Source organism: Pedobacter jamesrossensis (genome assembly GCF_042650905.1).
GTDB lineage: Bacteria > Bacteroidota > Bacteroidia > Sphingobacteriales > Sphingobacteriaceae > Pedobacter > Pedobacter jamesrossensis.
Window position 1 is genome coordinate 1 of record NZ_JBHSBY010000140.1, and the last position, 20,029, is coordinate 20,029.

At 36.0% G+C, this 20,029-nt stretch carries 15 protein-coding genes and 1 pseudogene; 8 read left to right on the forward strand and 8 right to left on the reverse strand.

The window, feature by feature from the left end; genetic code table 11:
• The first annotated feature begins 96 nt into the window (after positions 1–96).
• Positions 97–252: a cupin domain-containing protein gene (locus ACFOUY_RS17495; protein ID WP_378962506.1), complete on the forward strand. Its 156-nt coding sequence runs from the start codon at positions 97–99 to the stop codon at positions 250–252.
• A gap of 86 nt (positions 253–338) precedes the next feature.
• Positions 339–1,028: a VIT1/CCC1 transporter family protein gene (locus tag ACFOUY_RS17500; RefSeq protein ID WP_378962507.1), complete on the forward strand. Its 690-nt coding sequence runs from the start codon at positions 339–341 to the stop codon at positions 1,026–1,028.
• Positions 1,029–1,182: 154 nt separating this feature from the next.
• Here the strand turns inward: ACFOUY_RS17500 and rlmF are convergent, their stop codons facing one another.
• The 6 genes from rlmF to truA all read right to left on the reverse strand — a co-directional run bounded on the left by rlmF (position 1,183) and on the right by truA (position 8,285).
• Positions 1,183–2,181, reverse strand: a complete 999-nt coding sequence (rlmF, locus tag ACFOUY_RS17505) for a 23S rRNA (adenine(1618)-N(6))-methyltransferase RlmF (protein ID WP_378962508.1) — start codon at positions 2,179–2,181, stop codon at positions 1,183–1,185.
• 242 nt (positions 2,182–2,423) lie between these two features.
• Positions 2,424–3,683 (reverse strand): C4-dicarboxylate transporter DctA, encoded by a 1,260-nt coding sequence (gene dctA, locus ACFOUY_RS17510; RefSeq protein ID WP_378962509.1) that lies wholly within the window; start codon positions 3,681–3,683, stop codon positions 2,424–2,426.
• Positions 3,684–3,743: 60 nt separating this feature from the next.
• Positions 3,744–4,580 carry a cyanophycinase gene (locus ACFOUY_RS17515; protein WP_378962510.1) on the reverse strand — a complete coding sequence of 279 codons (837 nt, stop codon included), beginning with the start codon at positions 4,578–4,580 and terminating at the stop codon, positions 3,744–3,746.
• Positions 4,577–5,602 carry an isoaspartyl peptidase/L-asparaginase family protein gene (locus ACFOUY_RS17520; RefSeq protein ID WP_378962511.1) on the reverse strand — a complete coding sequence of 342 codons (1,026 nt, stop codon included), beginning with the start codon at positions 5,600–5,602 and terminating at the stop codon, positions 4,577–4,579. Before ACFOUY_RS17520 ends, ACFOUY_RS17515 begins: the two co-directional genes overlap by 4 nt.
• 57 nt (positions 5,603–5,659) lie before the next feature.
• Complete coding sequence (locus ACFOUY_RS17525) at positions 5,660–7,423, reverse strand: ABC transporter ATP-binding protein (RefSeq protein WP_378962512.1); 1,764 nt, start codon at positions 7,421–7,423, stop codon at positions 5,660–5,662.
• 109 nt (positions 7,424–7,532) lie between these two features.
• Positions 7,533–8,285: a tRNA pseudouridine(38-40) synthase TruA gene (truA, locus tag ACFOUY_RS17530; protein WP_378962513.1), complete on the reverse strand. Its 753-nt coding sequence runs from the start codon at positions 8,283–8,285 to the stop codon at positions 7,533–7,535.
• A 194-nt stretch (positions 8,286–8,479) separates the two neighbouring features.
• Between truA and ACFOUY_RS17535 the strand changes: the two genes are divergently transcribed.
• The 6 genes and pseudogenes from ACFOUY_RS17535 (at position 8,480) to ACFOUY_RS17560 (ending at position 16,942) form a co-directional block, all read left to right on the forward strand.
• On the forward strand, positions 8,480–8,947 hold the full coding sequence (locus tag ACFOUY_RS17535) for a DUF4293 domain-containing protein (protein ID WP_378962514.1): 468 nt from the start codon (positions 8,480–8,482) through the stop codon (positions 8,945–8,947).
• Between the two features lie 188 nt (positions 8,948–9,135).
• A complete protein-coding gene (locus tag ACFOUY_RS17540; RefSeq protein ID WP_378962515.1) occupies positions 9,136–9,924 on the forward strand; it encodes a hypothetical protein in 789 nt (262 codons plus the stop codon).
• Positions 9,925–10,069: 145 nt separating this feature from the next.
• Positions 10,070–12,013 (forward strand): DEAD/DEAH box helicase, encoded by a 1,944-nt coding sequence (locus tag ACFOUY_RS17545; RefSeq protein WP_378962516.1) that lies wholly within the window; start codon positions 10,070–10,072, stop codon positions 12,011–12,013.
• A 324-nt stretch (positions 12,014–12,337) separates the two neighbouring features.
• Positions 12,338–14,095, forward strand: a pseudogene (locus tag ACFOUY_RS17550) (alpha-L-fucosidase).
• Positions 14,096–14,164: 69 nt separating this feature from the next.
• The gene (gene bshC, locus ACFOUY_RS17555; protein ID WP_378962518.1) at positions 14,165–15,751 is read left to right on the forward strand and encodes a bacillithiol biosynthesis cysteine-adding enzyme BshC; all 1,587 of its coding nucleotides are present in this window, start codon (positions 14,165–14,167) and stop codon (positions 15,749–15,751) included.
• A gap of 105 nt (positions 15,752–15,856) precedes the next feature.
• Complete coding sequence (locus ACFOUY_RS17560; protein WP_378962519.1) at positions 15,857–16,942, forward strand: Ldh family oxidoreductase; 1,086 nt, start codon at positions 15,857–15,859, stop codon at positions 16,940–16,942.
• A 1-nt stretch (position 16,943) separates the two neighbouring features.
• Here ACFOUY_RS17560 and ACFOUY_RS17565 read toward each other — a convergent pair whose 3' ends face one another.
• Positions 16,944–18,374, reverse strand: a complete 1,431-nt coding sequence (locus ACFOUY_RS17565; RefSeq protein ID WP_378962520.1) for an alpha-L-fucosidase — start codon at positions 18,372–18,374, stop codon at positions 16,944–16,946.
• A 53-nt stretch (positions 18,375–18,427) separates the two neighbouring features.
• Positions 18,428–20,023: a SusD/RagB family nutrient-binding outer membrane lipoprotein gene (locus ACFOUY_RS17570; RefSeq protein WP_378962522.1), complete on the reverse strand. Its 1,596-nt coding sequence runs from the start codon at positions 20,021–20,023 to the stop codon at positions 18,428–18,430.
• Between the last annotated feature and the right edge of the window lie 6 nt (positions 20,024–20,029).

The window sequence follows — 20,029 nt, forward strand, 5'->3', positions numbered from 1 at the left end:
AAAAGATCCATCCAAGGGCTCTCTAGTAACTAAAAGACTCAAGGCTGGATGGGACAATCAGTATCTATTGCAAGTGTTTAACCAAATTTAAGTGCGTTGACCCTGAGTGGTAATGGAGTGATGAAAATGAATGGTAAAAGTATTCCAGTAAAACCTGGCAATGCTATACTAACCCGCCCTGGAAGTTCGCACGGAATTGCACCAAATTCAGATAATGATTTGGTTATCCTGATTGTTTACGAAAAGAAGTAGAAACATTAGAATCTTTCTGTATTGTGCTAGCAAATAATTAAATTAACTCATTTACCTAAATTTGAGATAATTAAATTAATCCAACAATGGAATTAGAACAACATTACACCAATAGAACTGGCTGGCTAAGGGCGGCTGTTTTAGGCGCAAACGATGGAATTATTTCTACAGCAAGCCTTGTTATTGGCGTAGCCGCTGCAAGCGATACCAGAAACCCAATTGTACTTGCCGCACTGGCGGGTTTAGTAGCGGGAGCATTATCTATGGCTGCTGGAGAATACGTTTCGGTTAGTTCGCAAGCTGATGTAGAAACTGCAGATTTGGCACGAGAGAAAATTGAGCTCGAAACCATGCCAGAGGTTGAATTAAAAGAACTTGCTAAAATATATGTTGCCCAAGGTTTGGACAAAGACTTAGCCATGCAAGTTGCCATTCAGCTTACAGAGAAAGATGTATTGCAAGCTCATGCCAGAGATGAATTAGGAATAAACGAACATACACAACCCAAACCACTTCAAGCAGCATTAGCCTCTGGTGCTTCATTTATAAGCGGTGGAATCCTTCCATTTTTGGTCGCATTTTTTGCTCCAATTAAATCGATGGTTTTTTACCAGTACGGTTTTGCAATCGTTTTTTTAGCGCTTTCTGGTGCCGTTGCAGCAAAAGCAGGTGGCTCTAATATGTTAAAAGGAATTATTCGTATTTGCTTTTGGGGAACTGTTGCAATGGCTGTAACTGCTTTAGCAGGTTATATTTTCGATGCAAAAACCGGGTAGATTTGGCGTTATGTTAACCTTAAATAGCTGCACTTACTTTTTGGAAATAAACCGGATTGAAGTGGTATCTCCCGATTTTTCTTCGGGAATACAAACAAAAAGCCGGACTAACTTTAATCGTTAATCCGGCTTTGCTTTTCTAAATATATTTTTACTATGCTTCTTTAACTTCTGTTTTTGGCTTAGTTTCAACTTTCCATTTTTTTGCCCACTCTGCTTGTTCTTCTTCATTATGGAATGTCCAGGCTACAAAACGGCTAATTTTTTGGCCCTGACTCATTTGAACGGTACGAACTTCGAAAGCATTTGCATTAACCAAGTTATTGTAAATACTTTTTAAGTTGGCACTTTTAGATACCAAAGAACTAAACCATAAAACCTGATTTTTGATTTGAGCGCTTTGAATAATCATTTGCTCTACAAAAGCACGTTCTCCACCCGGGCACCAAAGCTCTGCCTTATTACCACCAAAGTTTAATACGTGTTTTACTTCTTTTTCTGTGCCACCCAAATTACGCCATTTCTGTCGGGTACCTTGTTCTGCTTCTTTTAAAGATGAGTGGAAAGGTGGGTTGCAAACCGTTAAGTCGTATTGCTCTCTTGCGCCAACAATACCTCTAAAAATCCCCATTTTCGAAGATTGAAGACGAGCTTCGATAGCGCCTTGCAATGGCTTGTTTGCATCTACAATACGCTGAACTGATTCGATTGAAAGCGGGTCGATATCAGAAGCTACGAAATTCCATCCATATTCCTGATGACCGATAATTGGGTAAATACAGTTTGCGCCTACACCAATATCTAATACTTTAATGTTATTCCCTTTTGGAATTTTACCCTTGTTACTCGAGCCTAATAAATCGGCAACATAATGTATATAATCTGCTCTGCCTGGAATTGGCGGGCAAAGATAATCTTTAGGAATATCCCACTGCGGAATGTTATAAAAATGCTTCAGCAATGCCTTATTAAGTGCTTTAACGGCGCTTTGGTCAGCAAAATCGATAGAATCATCGTCGTGTTCGTTCTTAAAAACGAAACGCTTTAATTCTTTTGAACTAGTAATAAGTTGTTTGAAATTGTAACGTGAACGGTGTTTGTTACGTCCGTGTAACTCGCTTTTTTCATTGCGGTTATTTTCTTTTTGAGCCAATGTGTTCTGGATTAATTAAACAAGCTGTGTGCAGGTTTCTAACGCAAAGGTAGGGAAAAGAGTTGGGTTATGGGTTATGGGTTATGGGTTATGGGTTATGGGTTATGGGTTATGGGTTTAGAAGTTGTTTTATGAAAAGGTTTAATCGATTGCGATTTTTTTGTATTCTTTTTCAAATCCAGTTCTTTTTCAAATTCACACGTATAACTCGCAAGCAAATTATGCGTCCAGACTTGTAACCTTTAACCTTTAACATCCTTTATTGCCAGCTTATACTTCACTTCATCAAATTGATTTTCGCTTTTTGCTATTACAATTGTAGCAACGCCGTTGCCGATTACATTTGTAATTGCTCTGGCTTCACTCATAAATCTATCTACACCAATTAGTATAGAAATATGCTCAATCGGCATAATTTTAAGCGCAGTTAAGGTCGAAACCAAAACTATAAAACCACTTCCTGTTACGCCTGCTGCCCCTTTTGAAGTAACCATAAGCACACCTAAAACGGTAATTTGTTGGCCTAAGGATAAATCGACATGGAAAACCTGACAGAGAAATATTACCGCCATTGCCAGATAAATTGCTGTTCCATCTAAATTAAAAGAATAACCCGTTGGAATAACCAAACCAACAACAGATTTATCGCAGCCGATTGCTTCCATTTTTTGCATCATACTTGGTAAAGCCGATTCTGAGGAAGAAGTACCCAAAACTATTAAAATCTCCTGGCGGATAAATTTAAGATACTGCCAAAGACTGAAATTATAATATCGACAAATACCGTTTAAAACCACAAAAATGAATAAAATACAAGTTAGATAAACCGATCCCATTAGCTTGGCCATGCCAATAATGCTTTGAACACCATGCGTACCAATACTGAAAGCCATACCACCGAAAGCACCTATTGGAGCCAAACGCATAATTACTTTCATTATTTTGAAAAGTACTTTAGAAATTTTATCAAAAGCATTTAAAACTGAAGTTCCTTCGCCACCTAATTTATTTAAGCCGTAGCCAAACAGAATTGCGAATAATAGAATCTGCAAAATGTTTCCTTCGGCAAAAGCAGCGATAACATTATGCGGAATAATATGAAGAAAAAATTCTGCCCAGTTCATATCCTTCGCCTGTTCTGCATAACCAGCAATTTTTGTAGTATCGCCTGCTTTTGCGACCATCCCAGCACCAGGTTTTAGAATATTAGCAACTAATAAACCAATTGCAATAGCTACTGTACTTACAATTTCAAAATACAAAAGGGCTTTTCCACCAACTCTACCTACCTTTTTCATATCGCCCATATGGGCAATACCTAAAACAATGGTAAAGAAAATAATTGGTGCAATTAACATACTTATCAGGTTAATAAAACCCTGACTAATTAGTTTAGCCGTTGGCGCAAACCCTGGGAAATATGTTCCAACAAATATGCCTATGATTATGGCTACTATAACCTGGAAGGTTAAATTAGAAAATAGCTGTTTTATAAATTTCATTAATTCGATTTTGAAAATGGAATATAGAAATATTCTTCTATGTAACCCGACTTTACTCTTTTAAGGTTTAATTTCGATAACATCGCCAGCAGTAAAAATCCCGAAATCAGCCTGATTAAATTTCAGCAAACCTTTGTCTGTTTTCTTTAAATCTTTTGGGTTCGATAAACGTATTATCTGACTTTCCCCTGCAACTGTTGCTTTATTGCCATGAACAATAATTGCTGTGCTTTCATCAATTCCTACAGATGTTAAATCTGGATGGGCAGCTAAAGCAGAAATTAAACGGTTATATCGATTTCTTTTTAAGAAATGCTGGTCGATAATTGTGTTTTCCAGCAAGCCCATGCCCTCCTCAAACTCAATATTTTTATCCCAAAGTTTATTAAATGTTTCTTTGTAAACGGTATCTAAAAGTTGGTTTCCAGTAATCATATATTTACTCATAACCGCAGCGCCGGCACTTGTTCCTGCTATTGTAGAACCATTTTTATACGCTTTATGAATTGCAGCGTAAACTGGTGTATTTAAAACTGATTTCATAAAACGACTTTGGTCGCCGCCAAGAATATAAATCAGTTTTGCTGAAGCCAAAGAATCGATCCATTTCTTATCGTTAACATCATGCTTTGCAAAATTGAAATTTCTGATCATTCGATTATCCAACTTTTTCATTTGAGCAGAAAAACTCTTAAATCCAGAATCGGGAATTGTACTTGCCATTGGCAAAACAATAATATAATCTGTAGATTTTAAATCGGCTGTTTGCAGCATCTGTTTCATTAACGCATCCGAGCGATTTCCTCCACCAATTATGAATAAATTGCCTTTATTTTGGGCTTTTACAAAAGTCGAAAGGCTTATGATTACAAGTAATGTAAACAGTTTCTTCATCATTTGTAAATGCTTACTTCTATTTTGCCATCGGCAGTAATTGTTCCACGATACATACCTTCAGTATTAAAAGGCATTGCAACGTTTCCTTTTTTATCCAAAGCGATCAAACCGCCATCACCACCCATTTTACCAACCTTATCTAAAGCAATTTTCGATGCTTCGATAACCGATAAACCTTTATATTCCATTAAATCGGAGATGGTTTTAGCCACCACATTACGAATGTAAAATTCGCCCCAACCCGTACAAGAAATACCAGCAGTTTCGTTATTACAATAAGTTCCGGAGCCGATTATTGGTGCATCGCCAACACGACCGTATTTTTTATTTGTCATACCACCAGTCGAAGTTCCAGCAGCCAAATTGCCTGCTTTATCTAACGCCACACAACCAACAGTTCCGAACTTATAATCGTGATTTTTCGAACCTAAAAGCTCTGATTTTTTACTTCCGTGGTCTAAAACCGCTTTGGTAGAATCTTCTTTAATTGCCTGTTGTAAACCGTCCCAACGTTCTTTAGTCCAATAATATTTAGGGTCGACAATTTCCAATCCAGCATCTTTTGCAAATAAATCTGCTCCAGAACCAACCATCATTACATGCTCTGATTTTTCCATTACTGCTCTGGCTGCTGAGATAGGATTTTTGACTGTTGTAATACCTGCAACTGCTCCAGCCATTTGCGTTTTGCCATCCATAATTGCCGCATCAAGCTCGTTGCGACCATCATGGGTAAAAACTGCGCCTTTACCTGCATTAAACAAGGGCGAATTTTCCATTACATGAATAGTTGCTTCTACTGCATCTAAACTATTTTTTCCTTCTTGAATTTTTGCATAACCAGCTTTCAAAGCCTCGGTTAAAGCAGCGATATATGCAGCTTCTTTTTCGGGCGTCATGTTCTTTTTCAAGATTGTTCCGGCGCCGCCATGAATAACCATAACATATTTTTTCTGCTGTGCAGAAACATTCAGAGCAAGAACTGAGATTAACAGAACAGCGAATAGTTTTAAAGATTTCATCTTCTATTGATTTTAAGAAGATGTTAAATTAAGAAATTACTTCGAAATAATTAAGATTTATGCTTTGGCAATACCTTCTGAAGAAAATTGTAAATCGTAAAGCTTTTTATAGTAACCGTTTAGCCTTAATAATTCCTGATGAGTTCCTTTTTCTTTAATTTCGCCTTTATCCAAAACAATAATTTGATTGGCTTTTTGAATGGTTGATAAACGGTGGGCAATAACAATTGAAGTTCGGCCTTCCATTAAATTATCAATCGCTTTTTGAATTAACAATTCTGTTTCAGTATCTACAGATGAAGTGGCTTCATCCAATACCAAAATTGTCGGATTATGAACCAAAGCACGAATAAAAGAGATGAGTTGTGCTTGTCCGGCAGAAAGTGTCGAACCTCTTTCCATTACATTATATTGATAACCGCCAGGCAAACGCTCAATAAAATCGTGAGCACCAACTTTTTTCGAAGCATTTACTACTTCGTCAATCGTAATTTTTGGATTATTTAAGGTGATGTTATTTAAAATTGTATCTGAAAATAAGAAAACATCTTGTAAAACTGTTGCAATATGACTTCTCAAATAATCGAGTTTAAAGTCCTTAATGTGTATTCCATCAACTGTTATTTCTCCTTTTTTAACCTCGTAAAAACGGTTTAAAATATTAATTGTCGATGATTTACCCGCTCCGGTTGCACCAACTAAAGCTACTGTTTCGCCTGCCTTTACTTCGAAAGATAAATCTTTCAAAACATAATTATCATCGTTGTAAGCAAACCAAACATTTTTGAATTTGATGTTTCCATCCAGCTTTGGAGGTTCAATTTGTCCCGTGTCAATTGTTTTCTCATCAGTATCTAAGACTTTAAAAACACGTTCGGCACCAACCATCCCCATTTGTAAAGTATTAAATTTATCAGCCAGTTGGCGAATTGGGGTGTAAACCATTGCCAAGTACATAATAAACTGATTAATTACTCCTGGTGTTATCGAACTGCTGAAAATACTTTTACCTCCATACCAAATTAATAAGGCTAAAGACATTGCTGAAATTAACTCTACTATGGGGAAAAAGATAGAATAATACCAGTTAGAACGAATATTTGCATCGCGATAGCGTTTGTTGATGTTGTAGAATTTCTTGTACTCTTGCCTTTCTCTGGCAAAATATTGCACTATGGAAACACCGCTAATATGTTCTTGCAAAAAGGTATTTAAGTTTGCAACTTCGGTTCTTACTTCCTGAAAAGCTGCTTTAATCGATTTCTGGAATTTCCTTGTGGCCATTATTAACAATGGAACAGGAATTAAAACGACTAAAGTTAGTTTCCAATCGATAGCCAACATAACGCCAACAATTACGATAACCTGTAAAGAATCGCCAATCATGGAAATTAATCCTTCAGAAAAAATATCGGCAATGGTTTCTAAATCTGAAACTGTTCGGGTAATTAACTGACCAATTGGGGTTTTATCGAAGTACTTTAACCTAAGTTTTGTAATGTGATTAAATACGTTGATTCTTAAATCGCGTATTACCGATTGACCTAAAGTATTGGTTAGAAGTGTTTGACTGTATTGAATAATGCTTTGCAAAAGCAGCATTAAAATCATCAGAATGGTCATGGTAACTAAACCATTATAATCACCTTTTAAAATATAATTATCTAATGCATAACCAATTAAAAACGGGCGAACAGGAGAAATTGCAGCAAGTAAAACAGTTAAAATTACTGAGGAAATAAAAACAGAACGATAAGGCTTAACATATTCAAAAATACGCTTAAGTAATCCTTTATTATATACTTCGCCTGTTACTGCCATTTTATGGGTTATGGGTTTAGAATTTGTTTTGAGCAAAGGTTTAATCGTTTGCGAATTTTATATTTTTTTTATACATCCAGACTTATAACCTATAAACCGCAACTCGTAACTAATTTATGTACGGATATTCTACTTTAACTAAATACAAACCGCAAGCAGGAACCGATTGTCCGGCGTTGCTTCGGTTTTTACTATCAATAATTACTTTAAAATCTTCAATATCGATTTCTTTTTTGCCTACCCGAACCAATGTACCAACGATTGCCCTAACCATATTTCTAAGAAAGCGGTCGGCTTCTATTGTAAAAACAATACTTCCATCTTGTTCTTCGAAAACAGCCTGTACAATTTTACAATTATTGGTAAAGGTTTGCGTATTCGATTTACTAAAGCAAGAAAAATCAGTGTAATTTAATAATTCTGACGCGGCTTTATTCATCAAATTTATATCTAATTTATCTTTTACCAACCACGAACGGTTTAGTTTAAAAGGATCTTTTTCGAAATGAATATAATATTTGTAAGCCCTTGCTGTAGCATGGAAACGAGCATGTGCGTCATTGGCAACAGGCACAATCCTTTTAGCTGCAATTTGGTAAGGCAGTTTTGCGTTAATACTTGCAATAGAATTTAAAACCTTAACCTCATCTATGTTTTCTACATCAAAGTGAGCGAAAAATTCAGTTGAATGCACGCCTGCATCTGTTCTGCCACAACCTAATGTTTCTATTGGTTGCCTAAAAATTATACTCATAGCGCCATCCAACAACTCTTGAACAGTTATTGCATTGGGTTGAATTTGCCAGCCGTGGTATAAGCTGCCATCGTAAGCGATTTGTATGAAATACCTTTTTTTACTCAAAGCGATGCAAAAGTACAGTTTAGTATGTTAGAATAAAAGAGTAAGGATTAACAAACAAAGATAAATGAGCAACCAGCTTTTCACAGTAATTTCTGCTTTCTCATGCATATTAGAAGTTTAATCTTATTCCTTACTCTTTTATCTTTGTTCCTTGTAATTATTGTTGCTAAGTTTGTTGAAAATATTAAATTAACATGATACAAAGAATACAATCTATCTGGCTTTTTTTAGCAGCAATAGCCTTAATTTTAATGCTTTTTTTACCCCTAATTAGCAAAGAAAACACAACAACTGAAACAGAAATCCACACGATTGGCTTATATCAGGACGTTGTTGGGAAACCAGGTTCTGGCCAGATGAAAGAGCAGTTTACACCTCTTTTAATTACAAATATTGTAGTCGCTGTACTTTGTTTTGTTAATATTTTTAATTTCAAAAGAAGAAGTATGCAAAAACGAATTGCAATATTTTCGATCATTGCAATTATTGGTTTTGCATTTTGGTGCAGTATTTTCGCTCAAAAATTACCAGGTGGTATTGATGGTGCTCATTTCGATTTCGGTGCTTATTTACCTGCTGTTGCTATTCTATTTTGTATACTCGCAATTTTCGGTATTAATAAAGATGAAAGATTAATCCGCTCTGCTGAAAGACTGAGATAAATAAATTCTAAGAAACTTTCCTTGTATAGATAACGTAAAGAAAAATATAATTCATCTTTAAAACGATCGTCTTTGCGACGTACGAAGCAATCGCTCCTGTCAAAATATGTTGCTTCGTACCTCGCAATGACAATATGAAGAATTTTTAAAAAAATGCTTTAAAATTTGGCATTCGGTAACTAATTAAAATGTCGAAAGAAATTAAAGACACTTATTTTTCAAAATTCAAAACTAAAATCAATCATCAGATTATTCCTGAAAAGTTTAATTTGATGATTGATGAGCCACACCCGTTATGCTTATTAGCGGCTGGTGAGCTGCAAGATTACCTCAGCAATCAAACCGATTGGATACACAATTTCGGTTTATCTGATGATGATGAAACCCCAATTATTGGTAAAATGTTCGGCGTACTTGTGGTTCAAAATCAAGAAAATGAATTAGGTTATTTATCTGCTTTCTCTGGTAAACTGGCAGGCTGTAATCAGCACGCCAAATTCGTTCCGCCAGTTTTCGATTTACTTACCGAAAATGGCTTTCTAAATCCCGGAATGAAAGAACTTACACACTTAAATCAAGAAATAAGAGATCTAGAAGCACAGGGATATAATGAAAACCTAACGCATATTAGAGATTTAAAACTCAAAAGAAAAAATCACTCTATCGCTCTACAAAATAAAATTTTCAATCATTATCATTTCTTAAATCAAGCAGGAGCAGAAAAAAGCTTGTCAGAAATATTTAAAGATATAGGTTATAAAAATCCACCGGCTGGCGCAGGCGAATGTGCTGCACCTAAACTTTTACAATACGCTTTTCAACATAAAATGAAGCCAATTGCACTAGCAGAATTTTGGTGGGGTCAATCACCAAAGTCTGATTTTTGGAAACATGGGCAATTTTACCCTTGCTGTAGAGAAAAATGTGAGCCTATTTTTAAGCATATGTTAAGCAAAATTGACATTCAAAAAGGTTAACCAGAACCTTCAATCGAACTTATTGTATTTAAAAAAAGCTTAACACTTAATTTACAAGCCTTTACATTAAATAACTATTTACCTAACCATCAGTAAAATACAAAATATTAACTGTACCTTTGCGGCTTAAATAAATAAAAGACGAATGACAAACCCATTTCAATTATTGGGGATAAGTGATGACGTCGTTAATGCCGTAAAGGACCTTGGATTTGAAACTCCAACTCCTATTCAGGAACAAAGTATTCCTGTACTGTTAGAAGGCACTAATGATTTTGTTGGTTTGGCCCAAACAGGAACAGGAAAAACAGCCGCATTTGGTTTGCCGCTGTTAGAACTAATCGATTTTAAAATTAACAAACCACAGGCATTAATTTTATGCCCTACACGTGAGTTATGTTTACAAATCGCTAACGACCTTAAAAACTTTTCTAAAAACGTTGCTAATGCCCACGTTGTTGCCGTTTACGGTGGCGCGAACATTATGCAACAACTACGCGAAATACGCCAAGGCGTTCAAATCGTAGTGGCCACGCCTGGCCGTATGTTGGATATCATTGGCCGTAAGGCAATTGATTTCTCTTCTGTTAAATATGTTGTGCTTGATGAAGCTGACGAAATGTTAAACATGGGTTTCCAGGATGACATTAACGACATTTTATCAACTACTCCTGATGACAAAAAAACCTGGTTATTCTCGGCTACAATGCCTGCAGAAGTTCGCCGTATAGCTAAAAACTATATGGACAATCCTGTTGAATTAACCATGGGCACAAAAAACACTGGTAACGTAAACATCGAACACGAATATTATATCGTTCGTGCTCGTGATAAATACGCTGCCTTAAAACGTATTGTAGATTTCAACCCTGAAATTTTTGCAGTAGTATTTTGTAAAACCAAATTGGATACACAAGATGTTGCTGAGCATTTAATTAAAGATGGTTACAATGCTGATGCTTTACACGGCGATTTATCGCAACAACAACGTGATAAAGTTATGCAACGTTTCCGTGAGCGTAACATGCAATTATTAATTGCTACAGATGTTGCTGCTCGTGGTATCGATGTAAGCGGTGTAACTCACGTAATTAACTATTCTTTACCTGATGAGATTGAAAGTTATACTCACCGTTCTGGCCGTACTGGTCGTGCTGGTAAAACGGGTATTTCTATCTGTATCATCAACTCAAAAGAAGTTGGTAAAATCCGTCAGTTAGAACGTATTATTGGTAAACAATTTACTAAAGCTGAATTACCTACAGGATTTGATGTTTGCGAAAAACAATTATTCTCGTTAGTGCATAAAGTACATAACGTAGAAGTTAATGTAGAGCAAATCGATCAATACATTCCTCGTATAATGGATGAATTTAAAGATTTGTCTAAAGAGGATGTAATTAAACGTTTTGCATCTTTAGAGTTTAACCGTTTCTTAGATTACTATTCAAAAGCACCTGATTTAAATGCAGCTGTTGGCGATGACCGTGGCGAAAGAGGCGAACGTGGTGAAAGACGTGGACGTGGTAGCGAAGGTTACACTCGTTTATTTATAAACTTAGGTTCAGTAGATGAATTTACTCGTGGCGATATGTTGTCATTTATCTGTAATAACGGAAAAATTGCTGGCAAAAGCGTTGGTAAAATCGATTTAAAAGGTGTTTTCTCTTTCTTTGAAGTTGAAGATGCTGTTGCTGATACCGTTTTCGAAGGCTTTAAGTCTGTTGAATTCAACGGTCGTCAGGTACGTATTGAGAAAAGTGGAGATGGTGGTCGTGGTGAAGGTGCTGGCGAAAGACGCGGTGGCGGTGAAAGACGTAGCGGTGGATTTGGTGGCGAACGCAGAAGCGGCGGTGGCGGTGGTTACCGTGGCGGAAACAGCGGCGGTGGCGACAGAAGAAGTTCTGGCGGTAGCGGACGTAGAGAAGGTGGAAGAAGTGAAGGTGGAAATGGCGGCGGCGGTTTCAGAGATTTCTCTGGTCGTAGTCGTGATGATAAAGGTGGTAACACTGGTGGCAGTGGACGTAGAGAAGGTGGAAGTCGTGAAGGCGGAAACAGAGAAGGTGGCGAGCGTCGCAAAAAATGGTAAATCACTAAACCAAATATTTTTACAAACCGCTTCGATTTTATCGAGGCGGTTTTTTTATGGCCGAAAATTTATAGTGTCAGCTTATGTAGTTCAACATTAAATGATGTAAATCTACCCAAAATTGTTGTTTTAATTTTTCGATTTCTTATGGTAATTTCGAGCACTATCTATTTTATTTATGTGCTAACTAAAAAGGCAGAATAAATCTTTTAATTTAGTGACCATCACTTCAAAACTATGCGAATCTTATTTTCTTTTATAGCTATTTCCTTCCTATTAAACACATCTGCTTTAGCCCAAAAGTCAGTTAGTCCTGACAAAAAAATGGAATGGTTTGCAGATGCAAAACTAGGCATTTTTATACATTGGGGCATATATTCGGTTAATGGCATTTCAGAATCCTGGGCGTTTTACAACAATTACATAAATCATGATAATTACATGAAACAGCTTAATGGATTTACTGCTGAAAAATATAACCCACAAGACTGGGTAAATCTGATTAAAGAAAGTGGCGCCAAATATGCTGTTATCACTTCAAAACATCACGATGGCGTTTCACTTTGGAATACGAAAGCACAAAAAGCAACAACAACATTAAATAATAGTGCAGCAAAAAAAGATTTAATATCGCCATTTGTTGCCGAGCTTAAAAAATCAGGACTTAAAACTGGATTATATTTTTCTCTCCCAGATTGGAGTTATGCTGATTATGATATTTTTACCAGAGAAAGAAAACGATACGATTCAAAAACGGATTTGAAAAGATGGAACAGCTATTTAAACTATTATCAAGGTCAGTTAACAGAGCTTTCTTCACAATATAATCCAGATTTATTATGGTTTGATGGCGATTGGGAACATACATCAGAAGAATGGCAAAATGATAAAGTACATTCTTTATTAAAAAATAAGAACCCCAATATCATTATCAACTCAAGATTAGATAAACATGGCGATTATGACACGCCAGAACAAGGCGTTCCAGTTGTTAAACCCGATTCTAAATACTGAGAACTTTGTTATACCATGAATGATTCTTGGGGCTATCAACCTTATGATAACCACTACAAATCATCTAACATGATTATTCGAACCCTTGTTGATTGCATCAGTATGGGCGGAAATTTATTGTTAGACATTGGGCCAAAAGCCGATGGAACGATTGCTCCTGAACAAGTTAAAATTTTAAAAGATTTAGGTCGCTGGACAAAAAAACATAGCGAAGCTATTTACGAAACGCAATCTGGAATTCCCTACGGGCATATTAACGCAAAAACTGCATTATCAAAAGATAAAAAGAACCTATACATCTATCTCGAAAATAAAGACTTAAATGGAATTCGATTAATCGGGATAAAATCTAAAATTAAGAGTGTAAATGTAATTGGCGAAAAAACGCCAGCTAAGTTTACTTCGATTAACCAAAACGACTATCTCTTAAATATTCCGAATGAGGCTTTCGATGCAGACGTAACGGTTTTAAAAATAACATTCGATGAGTCGATTCAGCTATCAGAAATAAAACAACAGCCAATTTCATTAGAAACCTTATTTGGGGCAACTCAACCTTTAGATTTAATGAATATAAATTTAAAAATATTGGCAAGTGACTTAAATAATGGCATCAATATATTTAAAAACACTAAACTTCCTATTGATGGTTTAGGTTTCGAATCGGGAATTAAAAACGCTAATGCAAACATAAACAACTGGGTTATTAACCATGCAGAAGCACTTTCAAACACTCAAAAAGGAATCCCTTTTGGTCATTATATTGGAAATACTGCACTTTCTGCCGATAAACAAACTTTATATTTATTTGTGGAGGGCCAACCAACAGGCCCAATATCAATTAAGGGATTAAAAAATAATATCAGTCGAATTAGGGTGGTTGGCGAAGGTACAATGCTTTCGCATGAAGTTTATAACAAATTATACTGGAGTAAAATTCCAGGTATTGTTTATATAGATATCCCAAAAGACAAATTGGATAAGGATTTAACTGTTATAGCAGTGCTTTTAGATGGGCCAATTGATTTATATAGAGAGAAAGTTGGCGCTATCGAAAGTAACATGTAATTATTTAACGAATGTAAAATAGTTATTGGGCTTTATAATTATCCTCAAATTGAGTTACTTTCGCTAATTATGCAGGCAAAATATATTTCCTATCAGGAAACTGGTTCATTTTCTAAACTGGTTTTAGATTATATTAATAACGAAGAACAGCTTAAGGCTTTTTATAGTTATCGCCCTGACATGGATGGTTTAGCAGAGGCACTAGAAAAAAGGCACTTTTTAGGCAATAGACAAACTTTAGTTGAAGTTTTAAAAAACCAATACCAGCGTTTAACGCCAAATAAATCGGTTACTAAAAATATAGAACTTTTAGGTTTAGATAATACTTTTACGGTTACAACTGGCCATCAATTAAATCTTTTTACTGGCCCGCTTTACTTTATTTATAAAATCGTTACCGCGATAAATCTTGCTATCGAGTTAAAAATTGCACATCCGGATAAAAATTTTGTACCCATTTACTGGATGGCTACCGAAGATCATGATTTTGAGGAAATTAATCACGTTAGTGTTGATGAAAAAAACATCAGCTGGATTCAAAATACAAATGGCGCAACCGGAAGATTAAGCACTAAAACAGTTGCAGCAGCAGTTACCGCTTACAAAGGGTATTTAGGTATTTCTAAGAATGGAAAGCGAATTGCAAAACTAGTTGAACAAGCTTATTTGGAACATGATAATTTAGCGGATGCAACAAGGTACTTAGTTAATAATCTGTTTGAAAAATATGGCTTGGTAATCGTAAACGCTGATGATATACAATTAAAAAAGCAATTTTCCAACATAATAACAGCTGATGTTATTGAACATAACAGCGCTAAAAACATAGAACAAAGCTCTAAAAGTTTAGAAGAATTTGGCTACAAAACACAGGTTAATGGTCGCGATATCAATTTCTTTTATTTAAAGGATAATTTACGCGAGCGCTTAATTTTCGAGAAAGGAAAATATTTAGTTAACCATACTGATATTAATTTTACAGAAACTGAATTAAGAGCCGAAATCGAAAATCACCCAGAGCGTTTTAGTCCAAACGTAGTTATGAGACCAATGTATCAGGAGGTAATTTTACCGAACATTGCCTACATTGGTGGCGGTGCAGAAGTTGCTTATTGGATGCAATTAAAAACAAATTTCGATTATTATAAAGTTGATTTCCCGGTTCTGCTTTTACGCAATTCGGCCTTATTAATTGATAAACGCAGCGCTGAAAACTTGTACAGTCTTGGTTTTTCTCTGGAGGATATTTTTTTACCAGTAGAGGAACTAAAAAACATTTGGGTGAAACGCCATTCTACAGCTCAATTAAGTTTAGCCGATGAAACAAGAGCCATAAACAGCATTTTTGATCAAATTAAATTGAATGCATATAAGATTGATAAAACACTTTCTGTTTCTACGGATACAGCTAAGCAAAAGACAAATCGCTTATTAACAAACCTTGAAAAAAAACTTTTCAGAGCTGAAAAGCGTAAGCATGAAACAGCCCTTGTTCAAATAGAAAATGTTAAGAAACGCCTTTTTCCAAACGGAACAATGCAAGAAAGAACATTAAATATTGCGCCAATGTATGTTAATTATGGTGAAGATTTTCTTTCATCATGCATTGAAAATTTCGAACCATTAGGCGGCGATTTTACTTTATTGTTGCCATGATGAGCAAGGATAAATAACCAGAGAATAAAGACAAATAATTAAAATTATCATAAGGAATTCGCAGCAACATATCATTGCTCCTTGTTCCTTATTCAAAAAATAAAAATGAACTTTATAACCTTTACCGAAACCAATCTCAGAATTTTTACTAATAGTGTTTTTCAAAGAATGGGCTGCTCTGATGAACATGCTGAATTGGCTACTGATGTTTTAATTCGTTCTGATTTACGTGGTATTGATTCGCATGGTGTGGCTCGTTTAAGTGGCTATGTTCGCCTTTGGGAAAAGAAAAGGATTAATGCCACCCCGAACATCAAAATTGTGCATGAAACACCTACAACAGCAACTATTGATGGTGATGCTGGTTTAGGTCTGGTCGTTGCGCCCTTTGCTATGAAAGTTGCAATAGAAAAGGCCGAAAAATATGGTAGCGGCTGGGTTTCGGTTAAAAATTCTAATCACTTCGGTATTGCTGGGTATCATGCTTTAATGGCGGTAGAAAAAGATATGATTGGTATCAGTATGACAAATGCTAGCCCATTGGTAGCGCCAACTTATGCCAACGAACGTTTATTGGGCACCAACCCGATGTGTTATGCTTTTCCAGCAGGAAAATACCCCCCAGTTATTGTAGATATGGCTACCGCTGCTGCTGCAAATGGAAAACTCGAAATTGCACAAAGAGCAAATAAAAGTATTCCCGATGGTTGGGTTCAGGATAAAAACGGAGAAAACTCTACAAATCCAAACGAATTAAAAAGTGGTGGTTCTTTACTCCCTTTAGGTAGCGACAAAGACCACGGCAGCCACAAAGGTTATGGTTTAAGTGCAACAGTAGATATTTTATCAGCTGTGCTTTCTGGTGCTAATTACGGCCCTTGGGTACCTCCTTTTGTAGCTTTCTTAGAACCATCCGATAATCCGGTAGGCGAAGGATTAGGCCATTTTTTAGGCGCTATGCGAGTAGATGGATTTCGTCCGGCAGAAGACTTCAAAAATCACCTTGATAATTGGGTAGAACGTTTTAAAAGTGCTAAAACAATTGATCCAGATAAAAAAGTAATTATTCCTGGCGAACCAGAATACGAATTTGAGCAAAAAAGAAAAATCAGTGGTATCCCACTGATTGATGTTGTTGTTAACGATTTAAATGACTTAGCCGAAAAACTAGGAATTGCAGGCTTAAAATAATTTAATTAGCCACCTGAAATTCAAATGCTAATGCGTTTCTTTCAGATAAGTTTGACGGTAGTTCAACTATAGTTTCGCCATTTAGTACTTTCCATTTAAGATTATAAGACTTGGAAATTAGTTTCATCGTTGTTCCTTTTTTTGGGATATTACCTTTCCAACTTATGGTTTTCGGCAACTTCTCTTCAGGTTTGATGCAGTAAATTGCGTAGATGCTTCTCCCATCTTTACTTTGTGTAAACCAAGTTTGCCCACTATTATAGTTTTTAGTAATTCGGGTATTATAAATCGCTTTACCATTCACAGATGTCCATTTTCCAATTTCGTTTAATTGTGCTATCACTTCTGCGGGTAAAGTTCCATCAGGTTTAGGTCCAATACCAAGAAGTAAACTTCCACCTTTCGCTACAATTTCTACTAATTTATGAACAACTTCTGCAGCTGGTTTATATTTATCATTTGGCACGAAACCCCATGCGCCACCCAAAGTCATGCAACTTTCCCAAGGATAATCTAATTGCTTTTCAGGGATTCTTTGCTCTGGTGTTTGATAATTTTCATAAGAGCCATGAACGGTTCTATCAACCATGATTAAACCAGGTTGAGCTTTTCTTGCCATGGTTGCAATTTTGGGCATATCAATATCCTGACTCCATTTTGGGATATTTGCACCCCAAGATAATACTTCTTCATTTACCGTTTCCAGAGGACGAACCCACCCTCCATCTAACCACAAAATATCTACACTACCATAATTATTCATCAATTCACTTATTTGATTATAAGTGTAGTTCTTGAACATATTCCAACGCCAAGGATATTTTCTGATATCGTAATTGTTATTTCTATCTGCTGTAGCATATTTCTGCCACCAATAATATTGCGAATGCCAATCAGGTTTTGAAAAATATGCCCCAATCATAAATCCTTGTTTTCTGAAAGCATCGAAAACGTACTTTGCTACATCAGCTCTAGGATTATTTGCAAAAGGACCTTTCGCAATACTAAAATCGCTTTGCTTGGTATCGAACATGGCAAAGCCATCATGATGTTTGGTAGTAAAAACAAGGTATTTCATTCCGGCGTCTTTACCTGCTTTCGCCCATTGTTCGGGATTAAATTTAGTTGGATTAAATTGCTTGCTAAAATCCCAATACCATTTCTTATAATCTTCGTACGAAATTGTTGAATCTCTTTCTATCCAATCTTCAGAACAAATTGTCCACGATTCTATAATACCAGGAATAGCATATAATCCCCAATGTACAATCATTCCGAATTTTTTATCCTGCCAGTTATCAAGCTTTTCCTTTACCAATGGATCTTTGGGCCATTCGTAATGAGTTGATTGAGGCATAATATCGTTCTGTTGAGCAAAAAGGAAACTTGAGCAACAGGTTAGTATAAGAATTATAAGTAATTTTCTATTCATGGTATGTAATTAAAAATCCCAGCCTAAAAGGCTGGGATTAGTTTATTATTTAATTATGGCATCCAAAAAATCTTAGTTTTTCTGGTATCCTTTGCTTGTACCGCCTGGTAGTTAGCACTGTTTAGTGTTTTCTCCTTACCTGGGTAAATCAATCGTGTTGGTGGTGTATCAAATCCTGACAACTTTCCTGCTGTTGGAAAAGTTAATACCGGGAAACCAGTCCTTCTGTACTCAGACCAAGCTTCTGTCGATTGTAAAACGCCATAATGAATCCATTTCTGGTTGTAAATTAAAGCCAGTTTATCAGCTGATGCTCCTGCATAAGTTGCAGTTGAAGTGTTTACCCAAGCATCTACAACTGTAGAAGCTGGAGCCGCAACGTTTTTAAAGCCACCACCTTGGTTTAAATTATTAAGGTAATGGTAAAACGTAACCGATTGTCTTAAAGCATTATCATATGCAGTTTTCGCATCAGTAGTACTTCCCCATCTTTCATAAGCTTCAGCTTTCAAGAAGTTAACTTCAGAAGCAGTAATTAAAATTCCAGGTAATTTTTGATTGTATAAAAATGTAGCTGAATCCAAGACTGAATAATCTGCAAAACTGTTTTCTTGTTGTGTAGTTGTAAAAGTAACAGGCATTGCTTTATAACCTGCGTTCTGAACAAATTTCCCACCTACTGTACGACCAAATTTATCATAAATCACAGGAATACGTGGATCATTTGCAGGCAACATAACGGTATTTAAAGCATAATCAGTTGCATACCAGCTACCTTCAAAAAATGCATCATGTAAATCGCTTGTGCTATTGGTTAAAGGCTGCAATAAAACATCTGAACTTCCTGGGTTGTAAGTACCAACATTTCCACCATCAATTAATGGCGTGGTTGCCTGGTTACCTAACATTTGTAAAACAGCAGTTCTTGCAGTTGCTTCATCAGTTTTCGAAATACGCATTAATAACCTAAGTCTTAATGAATTTGCATAGCGAGCCCACATGTTCATGCTACCTTTTAATAAGATATCTGATTTTGAGAATGCTGCTGTTGTAGTATTACTATTAAAATAAGTACCTGCAGCAGCTAAATCAGCTATAAAACTTGTGTAAAGTGCTTTTTGTTCATCATATTTTGGATTGTTGATTGTACTTGTTGAGTTTAAACTTCCAGCTGCTGAATATGGAATATCACCCCACAAATCAACCATTTTCGCTGCTTGCTCAATTAAAACAACTTTTGCTGCTTGCATAATTGCTTTTTGATTAGCCTGTTCGGCTGCAGATAGTGAATTGTATTTTAATTCCATTACACGGTACTGTGCCATAACACCACTTCCGTTACCACCAGTACTATAGAAATCATCCCAATATTGCTGAGAATAACCATCGCTTTGTTGGTAAATGGTATTGCCATTTGAAATGTAACTTGTTTGCGCATATACGCCAGGCATTTGTGATAAAAAAGTACGAACGTTCCAGTATTTTGCTGCTACACGGTCGTTATTTAACATTCCAGTAAACAATCCAGGTAAATTAGGGTCTAAAACCTTTTCTGGGTTGTTGAATTTATCTTCAAGATCCTTTTTACAGCCAACTAAAGTGGATACTGATAGCAAAAGAAAACTTGCTTGTATAATTAACCTTTTCATAATATC